We start from the raw sequence: 11274 nt of genomic DNA, 5'->3' as shown, positions 1-11274 counted from the left end.
GTGCGTCCGACGCTGCGGTCGCCGGGGCAGCCACCTCGCCGGACGTCCCGGCTGAGGTCCGACGCAGTGGTCGCCTACGCCGCGCCCATGGCCGCGAACAGCACGGCGGTCGCGTGGCGGACGGGCTCGTCGGCGGCCGCGCGCCGGGCGGAGGCGAGGGCCTCGTCCAGCCGCTCCCCGCGCGCCAGGCCGGCGTGCAGGTCGAGCATCACCGCGACGGTCGCCGCGTCGTCGACGTCGGCGATGGAGGCGATCACCCCGGCGGTGCCCTGCGTCAGCAGGGCCGACGCGAAGCCGATCACGTCCTGCCCGCCGCCGCTCCCGATGGCCGCGACGACCCCCGAGCGGCAGGCGGGCAGCACGATCCGGTGGGGCGGCTCGGCGAGCCGGTGGATGTCGCCGACCGTCAGCGGGCCGTCGGCGAGGGTCAGCGAGGAGAACATCGGGCTCTCGGAGCGGAAGGAGCCGTGCGCCGCGATGTGCACCAGCCCGGCGCCGTCGAGCAGCGACAGCACCCGCGGCACGGTGGCCTCCTCGCCGACGACGGTGGTGGCGCCGCCGGCGAGGGGCGCGACCTCCCCGCCGCCCGAGGGCAGTCCCGGCCCCGCGACGAACACCGCTCGCGACGACGAGGAGGACGCCGCCCGGGCGCGCGCCCACGCGGTCGCCGACGGGGTGATGGCGACGGGCCGCTGGTGCAGCGAGGGCAGCAGCCCCCACGGCGCGCTGAGCAACCCGGTGGGCGGGGAGACCACCACGGGCCGGTCGGGCGGCAGCAGTCGCACGACCGAGCCGAGCAGCGCCGACTCGAGCCGGGCGGCGAGGGGCGCGAGGTCGATGGGGCGTCCGCGCGTGGCGCTGCGCAGGCCGTAGAGGGCGCGGTCGACGGCCTTCTGCGCGGCCGCCAGCGGACCCACGTCGATCGTGCGCCACCGGCCGTCGCGCACCACGACGGCGTACAACCGCTCGTCGACGTTGACCAGCTCGACCAGCACCCGGTCATCGAGCCGCTCGACGAGCTCGTCGGCACCGACCGTCGCCGTGCGTCCGCCGGCCCCGGACGTCGCGGCCCAGGCGAGGCGCACGGCCCGCTCCCGCTGGCTGCGCTCGCGGACGAGAGCGGCGACGACGTCGGGGTCGGTCTCCTCGCCGATGCGGTGCGAGAGCCCCCGGATCGCCGCGAGGTGGTCGTCCACCACCGGGTCGGTCGGCGCCGGCACCGGCTCGCTCAGCGACGCGGCGCGACCGCGATCGGCCCACTCCACCAGGGCACGCGGCCCGCGCCGGAGGGCGTGGCGCACGGCCAGGGTGGACAGGTCGGAGCTGTGGATCGCGGTCATCGCGCGGAGCTCGGGGCTGCCCAGCGTCGCGCGGTGCTCCGCGAGCGCGTCGAGCCCGTGCCCCACGGCCTGGAGCACCCGCGGCCGCCCGCGCACCTCCAGGTCGAGCGCGTGCGCCAGCCAGGCCGTGCTGCGGCTGAGGGGGGTGCCGCGGTGCCGGCCGAGCGCGGCCTTCGAGAGGTACGTCGATGCGCCGGCCGGGTCCGTCGCCGCGAGCTCGCGCCCGGCGAGCAGCTGGGCCAGCACCCGGTCCTCGGTCCGGTCGTCGGCCAGCGAGCCGGCGAGGGCGACCGCGGCCCGGCGCGATCCCCGGCCCAGCTCGATCCGCGCCTGGAGGGCCACCAGGTCGGCACGGATCCGCCACCAGTCGCGCTCCTGCCGCACGAACAACGCTCGTGCGGCGCGGGCGTCGTCGAGCGCGAGGTCCGGCTTGCCCTGGCCGAGCCGGGCGCTCGCCCGCATCACCAGCAGCTCGGCGCGCGAGCGCGGTCGGCTCTCGGTCCACGCGGCCGCCGACTCGAGCGCGGCGACCGCCTCGTCGGACAGCCCGGCGGTCAGCAGCACCCGCGCGCGGTCGAGGGCCAGCTCCACCTGCGGCTGGTCGTGCGCGGTGTAGTCCGCCGAGAGCCGCGCGAACGCCGCCAGCGAGCCGGGCACGTCGCCGCGGAAGAACCGGATGAGGGCGAGGTTGTGGCGGACGTGGTGCCGCTCGAGGCGCTGCCCCTGCCGGGTGAACAGCTCGTCGGCCGCGCGCAGGTCGCGCTCGGCGCGCGAGAACCCGCCCCGCAGCAGCTCCACGAACGCGCGCAGGTTGAGGGCCCGCGCCTCCCACACCTCGTCCCCCGCGCGGTGGAAGCTCGGCACCGCCTCCTGCAGGTCGGCGACGGCGTCGGCGTGCCGACCGAGGTAGGCGAGCACGTGGGCCCGGCGCATCAGCACCTTGGGGCGTACGGCGCCGTCGACCGTGGCCTGGTCGGCCGCACCGTCGAGCTCGCGCAGCGCGGCGGCCGAACGGCCCCGCAGCGCGAGCGCGACCCCGAGGGTGGCGCGCACGTCCGCCTCACGGTCCGGGTCGGCCCCGGCCGAGAGCCGCCGGGCGGTCCGCAGGTGCGTGACCGCGAGGTCGATGTCGCCCCCGTCGCGCAGCAGGATGCCGAGCGCCTGGTGGGCGTAGGAGAGCTGGACCGGGTCGGTCGTGCCGCCGATCCGCTCGGAGGCGATCGCGGCCGCCCGGTCGGGGTCGACGGGGACCAGGGAGAGCAGCTCCTCACCCGACACATCTGCCACTCGTCACACCTCCCACCCGGTCTGCCCCGTCGCTATTCTCGAGCAGGGCAACATCGTCCGGCGTCGCCCGTCACGTTCCATCCAAGCCCATCCGGGGGTTCGCCATGACCAACCAGCCCACAGACCAGCCGAAGGACAAGGACCCGGACAGGGACCCGGACAGGGACCCGGACAGGGACCCGGACAGGGACCCGGACAGGGACCCGGACAGGGACCCGGACAGGGACCCGGACAGGGACCCGGACAAGCTCGGTCCGCGCCTGCGCAAGGAGATCCTGCGCGAGCAGATCGCCTACCTGATCGAGGCGATGGGCGGGCCCGAGGCGGCGGCCGTGGTGTGGACCGAGGACGGGTGGCTCGACTACCTCTACCGGCCCGGCTTCATCCTCGCCCGCGACGAGCACTGGGCCGAGGTCGCCGAGGTGGTCGGCGGACGGCGTCTCGCCGACGACCGCTCGCAGCGGATGCGTGGGCTGACCGCGATCCAGGTGGAGACCGAGAAGGACACCACGATCGACGAGGTCCTCGGCCGCGTCGACCGGGAGCTCGGCGTCGGCAAGGCCACCCCCGACCACATCCTGTTCGTGACGCCCGGCGGTGGCTACGCCTGCCCGGCGACCGAGCCGGAGGAGGTCCGCGGCGCCGTCGCTCCGTGGCCGCCGATGACCAGCGACACCGGCGCCGGCACCGGCGTGTTCGTCTCGGTGGTCGACACCGGCTGGTGGCCCCCGGCCGCGACGGCGCCCGAGTCACCGTGGCTGGAAGGCGTCACCGGCGACCCGGAGACGATCGACCTGAACAACATCCACCCCTACGCCGGGCACGGCACGTTCATCGCCGGCGTCGTGCGGACGCAGGCTCCGGCCTCGGAGATCCGGGTCGAGGGCTTCCTGCCGCTCGGCGGTGCGGTCTACGAGTCGGAGATCGTGATCCAGCTCGGGCAGGCGCTCGAGCTGTCGCCCGACATCATCTCGCTCTCGGCCGGCTGCCCCACGCGCGACGAGGTGCCGCTGCTCAGCTTCGAGGTGTTCCACGAGCAGCGCCTGCGCCACCAGAAGGGCACCGTGCTCGTGGCCGCGGCCGGCAACGACGGGCACCGGCGGCCGTTCTGGCCGGCGGCCTTCCCGTGGTCGGTGTCGGTGGGAGCCCTCGACCCGGACGGCAAGCGCGCGCCGTACTCCAACTTCGGCAGCTGGGTCGACGTCTACGCGCTCGGCACGGACCTGGTCAACGCCTACCCGACCGGGACCTTCTTCTGCCACGAGTCGCCCAACATCGGCGACAAGCGGGAGTTCTGGGGCCTGACCAAGTGGAGCGGCACGTCCTTCTCGACCCCGCTCGTCTCGGGGCTGATCGCGGCCCGGATGAGCCAGCACGGGATCAGCGCACGGATCGCGGCCGACCAGCTGCTGGCCGAGGCCCGGGTCGCGGGCCGGCGCGGCGTGGGCCCGGTGCTGGAGCCCAACAACTAGGGGATCAGAAGGTCAGCCACTGGGTGACGCCCTGGCCGGAGATGCTGAAGCGCACCGGTCCGGGCAGGTTGCCGGCGAGCTCGAAGACGCCGTCCTCGTCGCTGGCCGAGGTGAGGCTCTCGCCGACGACGTTGGTCATCACGACGGTGACCGTGGCGCCGGGCAGCACATGGCCCATCACACGGTCGCCGTCGATCTCGAGCTCGAGGCTGCCGATGCTGGAGGTGAAGGACACGGTGCGGGGCTCGTCCACGCCGGCGCTACGCACCATCGCCGGCGTCTGGAGGGAGTCGTAGGTCAGCTCCATGAGCTCGTCGTCGATCGTCCGCCACGCGAAGGCGGCCTGCGCGGCCTCGCGGTGCCGCGGGTCGATGTCGTGGTGTTCGCGCAGAGCAAGGGCGAGGTCGTCCAGGACGGCCTGCTCCTCAGGGGTGCTCTCGTTCATGGGTTTCTCCCGTCAGGGGCAGGTGGTGCGAGGTGCCGCAGGGCGCGGCTGGTGCGCAGCTGTTGGATCGCGCGGGCCCGGGTGGGGCCGATGCTTCCCACGGGGATGCCGCACCGCTTGCTGATCTCGGCGTAGGACAGGGGAGGGTCCTCGGTGAGCAGGAGGAGCAGCTCGCGTCGGTCGTCGGGGAGCTCGAGGAGAGCATCGACCAGCGCGGAGTGTCGTTCGGTGATCATCAGGGCCTCGGCCAGGTCGGGCGCGTCGTCGGCCCGGTCGAAGACCGGCGACTCCTGGGGGTCGGCGGGGACCGAGCGGCCGCGGCGCTCGAGGTAGCGCAGGCACTCGTTGCGGGTGACCGTCGAGAGCCAGCCCGGCAGGGCCAGCGGCTCCTCGATGCGGTCGAGGTGCTCGACCAGGCGCAACCACACGGTCTGGTTGACGTCGTCCGCGTCGGCGCCGTACAGGCGATGACGTCTGATGAGGGACGTCACCAGAGGCAGGAGGCGTTCGACGAGCTGATTCCACGCGGTTTGGCTACCCCCGCGAGCCTGGATGACCAACGTCCCCATGTCCGTCCCCCCGGTCGGCCATGGTGAGTCGCTCCGAACGCTCCCTTCTTCCATCATGATGACGTCCCTCACATCGGGTAGGAGCGAGCTGTTGGGTCCTTGATACACCCAGTCCAGGATTCGCCGGTCGTGTTTCCTCTGGGGCCACTGTGTCGGACCCTGCGGGTCACCGCCACCTGAGGTAGCCCGGTGGCCGATCTGAGGTAGCCGACCGGCCCCGGATAGGGCGGCCGTCCGATGTGGGGCCCTACCTCAGCGGCGCACTCTCTCCTCATCACCAGCCAGGTGAGGCACCCAGATGAGGAGAACGACATGTTCAGCACCGACAGCTTCATGAACGCCGAGGTCACCTACCGCGAAACCCGCGTCCGCCGCGGGTGGAGCAGGGCCAGGAAGGACACGTCGGGCACCACCGCCCGATGAGCACCCTGGCAGACACAATGGACCCTGTGTCGACCACCCGCAGCACCGACCTCGTCGGACGCGATGCCGAGCTGGCAGCCCTGATCGCCCAGCTCGGCATCGGCGCGTCCGGGGAGGCTCGTGCCGTGCTCCTGGCCGGCGACGCCGGGGTCGGCAAGACCCGCCTGCTGACCGAGCTGCGCGACGTCGCCGTCGCCGCCGACTGGCAGGTGCTCGCCGGGCACTGCCTCGACCTGGCCGACGGCTCGTTGCCGTACCTCCCCTTCTCCGAGATCCTCGGTCGCGTCCTGACGGAGCGGCCGGAGGTGGCTGCGAGCGTGACCGAGCGTCACCCCACTCTCGCCCGCCTCCAGCCGGGCCGTCGCCTGCGCGCGACCGACGACAGGGACGCGGACCAGTCCCTCGACCGGGGCAACATCTTCGCCGCCGTCCACGACCTCTTCGAGACGCTCGCCGAGGACGGTCCGCTGCTCGTCGTCGTCGAGGACGCGCACTGGGCCGACCAGTCGACGCGCGACATGCTGAGCTTCCTGTTCTCCCGGCCGTTCGCCGGCCCGGTCGCGCTGGTGGTGTCCTACCGCTCGGACGACCTGCACCGCCGCCACCCGCTCCGCCCGCAGGTGGCCGAGTGGGCGCGGCTGCGCGGGGTCGAGCGCGTCCAGGTCGAGCCGCTGAGCGACGGCGACGTGCGCGAGCTCGTCTACGCCATGCACCAGACCGAGACGATCACCGAGGCCAGCGTCGCGGAGATCGTCGACCGCGCCGGCGGCAACGCGTTCTTCGTCGAGGAGCTGGTCGGGGCGACGTGGGCCACCGGCGGCCAGATCCCCGCCGAGCTCGCCGACGTCCTGCTCGTCCGGCTCGACCGCCTCGACGACCGCACCCTCGAGGTCGTGCGCGTGGCCAGCGTCGCCGGCCGGCACGTCTCGCACGAGCTGCTCGCCGCGGTCACCGGGCTGGGGGCCGTGGAGCTGGAGGGGGCGATCCGCTCGGCCGTGGAGAGCAACGTGCTGGAGCAGGCGCGCAACGCGTCGTACGCCTTCCGCCACGCGCTGCTCGGGGAGGCGGTCTACGACGACCTGCTCCCCGGCGAGCGCGCGCGGCTGCACACGGCGTTCGTCACGGCGCTCCAGTCGGGGACCGTGGCCGGCACCGCCGCCGAGCTGGCCCTGCACGCGCGCCGCGCCGGCGACCGCGTGACGGCGGCGATGGCGAGCATCGAGGCCGGCAACCAGGCCTTCGCGGTCGGTGGCCCGCACGAGGCGGCGATGCAGTTCCTGGAGGCGATCGAGCTGCTGGCCCAGCTGCCGGAGGTGCCTGCCGGCCTTGACCCGCACGCGCTCGTACGCCGCTGCGCTGAGGCGTTCATCGCCTCGGGCCGCGTCTCCAAGGCGGTCACCGTCCTCCGCTCGCACCTCGCGTCGATGCCGACCGACGCCGCCCCGGTCGACCGTGGGCAGATCCTCACCGCGATCGCCGCGGCGCTGATGCTCACCGACACGACCGAGGACCCGGAGGCCATCGCGGCCGAGGCCGTCGAGCTGCTCGCCGACGCGCCGCCCAAGATGCTGGCGCGGGCGCTCGGCGTCCACGCCCAGGCCCTCGGGCACTGGAACGAGGAGCGGGCGCGCGCCGTGGCGATGGAGGGCCTCGCGCTGGCGGAGCGACACAGCCTGACCGGCATCGCCGTGGAGATCTCGACCACCCTGATCAGCCTCGACGAGTCGCCCGACCACGACCGGCTCCGCTCCGCGTGGCGGGCGGCGGCCGACCGCGCCCGCGAGGCCGGGCACGTCGAGGCGGAGCTGCGGGCGGTCTACTTCCTCGGGCGCTTCCACCACGACCGCGGCGACACCGACGAGGCCATCGACGCCTACGACGAGGTGGTCCGGCGGGCCGAGGAGGTCGGGCTGCGATGGGCACCCTTCCCCGCCGAGGCGCGGTGGATGAAGGCGAGCGTCCTCGCCGACCGTGGCCGGCTCGACGAGGCCCGCGCCCTCCTCGACGTCTCCGGGCTGAGGCCGCCGATGGTCTACGAGTGGCTCTACTACGCCGAGCAGGTCTACCTCGACGTGCTCCGCGCGCGGGTGAAGCCGACGGCGTTCGAGACCCTGCGCGTCTACTGGTCACGCGACGGCCTGATCGCCATCGTCGCCGGGTCCGCCGAGCTGGTGCGCGCAGACCAGGACGGCGACGCCGCGCGGGCCGTCGAGGTCTACGACCGGATCGTCGCCACCGTCCGGCCGTTGTGGCACGAGTGGTTCCAGGCCCGGCTGCGCCTCGCCGTCCTCGTCGTCGGCATCCACGCGAGCGCCGCGGCCCAGCAGTCCGCCGCCGAGCGGGAGGCCGGCGCCGACGTCGTACGCCGCATGGTGGGCGACGCCGAGCGGGTGATGGACTACTACGCGGAGTACGACGCCTCGCGCGGCCCGGAGTTCCACGCCTGGGTCGCCCGGCTCGCCGCCGAGGACCTGCGGTGGCGCTGGCTCAGCCAGCTCGACCCGCCGGACGCCGAGGAGCTGGTGGTGGCCTGGCGAGCGGCCGAGGAGGCCTTCGTCGCCTACGGCAACGTCCACGAGGTCGCTCGCGTGCGTGCGCGCACGGCGGAGGTGCTGCGCGCCACGGGCGACGCGGCCGGCGCCCGGGAGATGGCCGACCTGGCCCGCGAGTCCGCGCACGCTCTCGGGGCCCTGCCGCTCCTGGCCGAGCTGACGGCGCAGGGATCGGCGGCCCAGCCCGCCGCCCGGGCCGAGCAGGAGGGCGTGACGCTGACCCCGCGGGAGTCGGAGATCCTGGCGCTCGTCTCGCAGGGACGCACCAACGGCGAGATCGGCAAGCAGCTGTTCATCAGCACCAAGACGGTGTCGGTGCACGTGTCCAACATCCTCGGCAAGCTCGCCGCCTCCTCGCGCACCGAGACCGCGGCGATCGCCCGCCGGCAGGGGCTGATCCCGGCCTGATGGAAGATCTCGACTTCCGCTGCTCGGTCGCGAGCAGCGACGACGGCGAGCCGATGGCCGGCACAGCACCGACCGATGCCGCCTTCCTGCTGGTGGAGCACGCCGGGTCCTGGGGGCGGCAGGCGGTGGCCGAGAGCCGCATGCCCGAGGGCGTGAGGGCCCACCTCGGGTCGCTGTCCGGCGTGCGGGTGCAGCTCATCCGGCGCCACGGCGGCGGGGACGACGACGGCGTGCGGGTCTTCCACGCCGTGGCGGACACCGGCGGCTTCGCCGTACGCACGACCGTGCTGGCGCGGGTGGAGGACCTGCTGGACCTCGACCTCGAGCGCGACCTGGTCGAGCACGACGGACTCCTGTGGCTGGTGTGCACCAACGGCCGTCGCGACCGGTGCTGTGCCGAGCTCGGACGGCCGATCACGGCGGCGCTGGCCGACCGCTGGCCGCACGAGACCTGGGAGACGACGCACCTGGGCGGGCACCGCTTCGCCGGCACGTTGCTGGCGCTGCCGAGCGGTCAGACCCTCGGCCGCCTCACGCCGGACAATGCCGTGGCGGCCTGCGCCGAGGTGTCGGCGGGCGGGGTTCCGCTCGGGCTGAGCCGCGGTCGCGCCGGTCGCGGCGGAGCGGAGCAGGTGCGCGAGCTGCACGTGCTGGCCGGCGGCCGCCCCGACGTGGAGGTCCGCGAGGTCGTCGGACCGCCCCGCCGGCAGAGCTGCGGCGACCTGCCGGCGAAGCCGTCCTCGACGTGGCGCGTCGTCGTGTAACTGCCAGTTACATTCGGCTCGGTCCCGGCCTAGCATCGACCCATGACCACCCTGAGCGAGCGCCCGGACCAGATGGCGACCACGGACGCTGCTGCCCACGCGCTCAGCGAGCGCCGCTACCAGAAGATGCGCCCGATGGGCCGCTCGTCGATGCCGGTGGTCACCGACGGCCTGCCGCCCGGGCCGCGCTGGCCGGCCTTCGCCCAGAGCATCGGCCTGCTGCGCTTCCGGCACCGCTTCATCCCGTGGGCGCACCGCACCTACGGCGACACCTTCACCATCCGGATCCTGCCGCAGGGCCGCCCGATCGTGCTCTTCACCCGGCCCGAGCACGCGCGCGAGATCTTCGCCGGCGACCCCGAGGTCTTCCACGCCGGCAAGGGCAACGCGATCCTCGGCCCGATGATGGGCGAGCACTCGCTGCTGCTGCAGGACTCCAGCGAGCACAAGCGGGCCCGCAAGCTCCTGATGCCCGCCTTCAACGGCCACGCGCTGCGCGATTACGCCGACCTGGTCACCGACGTCGCCCGCGCCGAGGTCGGCTCGTGGCTGCCCGGGGAGTCGTTCTCCGCGCTCCAGCGGATGAACCGACTGACGCTCGAGGTGATCCTGCGGGTGGTCTTCGGCGTCACCGACGAGGCGCGGCTCGCCGAGATGCGGCCGCGGGTCAACCGCGTCGTCGACATCAGCCCGGCGATCCTCTTCGGCTACGGCATGCCCCGCCTCCAGGCCGTCGGGCCCTGGAAGGCGGCCAAGGACAACGCGATCGCGCTCGACGCCCTGATCTACGCCGAGATCCGCGAGCGCCGGGCGGCGAGCGACCTCGACACCCGCACCGACGTCCTCTCCCGGCTCATCCGGGTCGGCACCGACGACGGCTCCGACCGGCTCACCGACGAGGAGCTGCGCGACCAGCTGGTCACGCTCCTGCTCGCCGGCCACGAGACGACGGCCACGGCGCTGGCCTGGGCGCTGCACGAGCTCGGCCGCTCACCCGAGCTGCTCGCGCGGTCGCGGGCGGCCGCGGCCGACGGCGACGACGACTGGCTCGAGGCGGTGCTCAAGGAGTCGATGCGCCTGCACCCGGTGATCCCGATGGTCGTGCGCACCCTGATGGGGCCCGCGACCGTGGGCTGCCACGACCTCCCCGCCGGCACCACCGTCGCGCCGTCGATCATCATCGCCCACGCCCGGGCCGACAACCACCCGTCGCCGACGACCTTCCGGCCCGAGCGCTTCATCGACGGGCAGCCGGCGACGAACACCTGGATCCCGTTCGGCGGCGGCGTCCGCCGGTGCATCGGCGCGGGCTTCTCGTTGATGGAGGGCGTGGTCGTGCTGCGCGAGGTGCTGGCGCGCTTCGACGTCGAGGCGATGGGCGCCGACGTCCCCAAGGTCCGCAACATCACCAGCGTCCCGCGCGACGGTGCGGTCGTGCGCGTCACCCGCTGAGGCGCGCTCGGTCCGACGGCGGCCGGTAGCGCCGCAGGAGCCACGCGATCCACGCGCCCGTGCCCACGAGGTAGACCCCGAGCGAGGACCAGAACCACCAGCCCGGCGCGGCACCGTCGTTGCCCGCGGCCCGGCCGGTGAGCAGCATCAGCGAGACCAGCAGCACGCCCGTCCAGGCCACGAAGCCGAGCATGTCGCCCTCGAAGCGCCGGCGGAACGCCGTACGACGCTCGGGCGCCAGCCAGTAGTCCTTGTGCGGCAGGTTGAGCCACGTCCCGTTGCCCGCCGTCGCGAAGCGAGCGAGGAGCGCGCCGCCGACCAGCATCACCAGTCCCAGCACGGTCCACAGCACCAGTGCCTCGGTCCGGCTGCCCCAGCTGTCGGCCCGGCCCGACCCGTCGAAGTGCAGCGGCACCCGGGCGGGAAGCGTGAGCGCGAGCCGGACCAGCACGGCGACGTACGCCGCGCACACGACGCCGAAGGCCAGGCGGGACGCGCGCTCGCTCATGCTCCTAGGAGACCATGGCGCCGTATTGGGATCCTCACCGCCCGTCCGCGACAA

General features: G+C 74.0%; 8 protein-coding genes. 4 read left to right on the top strand and 4 right to left on the bottom strand.

What is annotated here, in order from left to right; translation table 11 throughout:
- Positions 1–74: 74 nt before the first annotated feature.
- A complete protein-coding gene (locus C7S10_RS17305) occupies positions 75–2627 on the bottom strand; it encodes a CHAT domain-containing protein (protein ID WP_133176551.1) in 2553 nt (850 codons plus the stop codon).
- A 104-nt stretch (positions 2628–2731) separates the two neighbouring features.
- Here C7S10_RS17305 and C7S10_RS17300 point away from each other — a divergent pair, with 104 nt between their 5' ends.
- Positions 2732–4099, top strand: coding sequence for a S8 family peptidase (locus tag C7S10_RS17300; protein WP_108345688.1), 1368 nt, complete (start codon positions 2732–2734; stop codon positions 4097–4099).
- Positions 4100–4103: 4 nt separating this feature from the next.
- On the opposite strand, the gene C7S10_RS17295 is transcribed toward C7S10_RS17300, so the two are convergent.
- The gene (locus tag C7S10_RS17295; protein ID WP_108345687.1) at positions 4104–4544 is read right to left on the bottom strand and encodes a hypothetical protein; all 441 of its coding nucleotides are present in this window, start codon (positions 4542–4544) and stop codon (positions 4104–4106) included.
- Positions 4541–5113, bottom strand: coding sequence for an RNA polymerase sigma factor (locus C7S10_RS17290; protein ID WP_108345686.1), 573 nt, complete (start codon positions 5111–5113; stop codon positions 4541–4543). Before C7S10_RS17290 ends, C7S10_RS17295 begins: the two co-directional genes overlap by 4 nt.
- 449 nt (positions 5114–5562) lie before the next feature.
- Here C7S10_RS17290 and C7S10_RS17280 point away from each other — a divergent pair, with 449 nt between their 5' ends.
- The 3 genes from C7S10_RS17280 to C7S10_RS17270 are packed head-to-tail and all read left to right on the top strand — an operon-like array spanning position 5563 to position 10712.
- The gene (locus C7S10_RS17280; protein WP_165807206.1) at positions 5563–8496 is read left to right on the top strand and encodes a helix-turn-helix transcriptional regulator; all 2934 of its coding nucleotides are present in this window, start codon (positions 5563–5565) and stop codon (positions 8494–8496) included.
- The gene (locus tag C7S10_RS17275) at positions 8496–9260 is read left to right on the top strand and encodes a sucrase ferredoxin (RefSeq protein ID WP_108345683.1); all 765 of its coding nucleotides are present in this window, start codon (positions 8496–8498) and stop codon (positions 9258–9260) included. Before C7S10_RS17280 ends, C7S10_RS17275 begins: the two co-directional genes overlap by 1 nt.
- Positions 9261–9302: 42 nt before the next feature.
- Positions 9303–10712, top strand: coding sequence for a cytochrome P450 (locus C7S10_RS17270; protein ID WP_243395447.1), 1410 nt, complete (start codon positions 9303–9305; stop codon positions 10710–10712).
- Here the strand turns inward: C7S10_RS17270 and C7S10_RS17265 are convergent.
- Positions 10702–11220, bottom strand: coding sequence for a DUF1648 domain-containing protein (locus tag C7S10_RS17265; protein WP_108345682.1), 519 nt, complete (start codon positions 11218–11220; stop codon positions 10702–10704). The genes C7S10_RS17270 and C7S10_RS17265 overlap by 11 nt on opposite strands.
- Between the last annotated feature and the right edge of the window lie 54 nt (positions 11221–11274).

It is taken from the genome of Nocardioides currus (assembly GCF_003057875.1).
GTDB lineage: Bacteria > Actinomycetota > Actinomycetes > Propionibacteriales > Nocardioidaceae > Nocardioides > Nocardioides currus.
The sequence above is the reverse complement of the archived record's forward strand: the minus strand, read 5'-3'. Positions and strand labels throughout refer to the sequence as shown.

What these genes read in the sequence shown, in the direction of transcription:
- C7S10_RS17300 (WP_108345688.1), top strand. Translation starts at nt 2,732, where the DNA reads ATGACCAACCAGCCCACAGACCAGCCGAAGGACAAGGACCCGGACAGG.
- C7S10_RS17295 (WP_108345687.1), bottom strand. Translation starts at nt 4,544, where the DNA reads ATGAACGAGAGCACCCCTGAGGAGCAGGCCGTCCTGGACGACCTCGCC.
- C7S10_RS17290 (WP_108345686.1), bottom strand. Translation starts at nt 5,113, where the DNA reads ATGGGGACGTTGGTCATCCAGGCTCGCGGGGGTAGCCAAACCGCGTGG.
- C7S10_RS17275 (WP_108345683.1), top strand. Translation starts at nt 8,496, where the DNA reads ATGGAAGATCTCGACTTCCGCTGCTCGGTCGCGAGCAGCGACGACGGC.
- C7S10_RS17270 (WP_243395447.1), top strand. Translation starts at nt 9,303, where the DNA reads ATGACCACCCTGAGCGAGCGCCCGGACCAGATGGCGACCACGGACGCT.
- C7S10_RS17265 (WP_108345682.1), bottom strand. Translation starts at nt 11,220, where the DNA reads ATGAGCGAGCGCGCGTCCCGCCTGGCCTTCGGCGTCGTGTGCGCGGCG.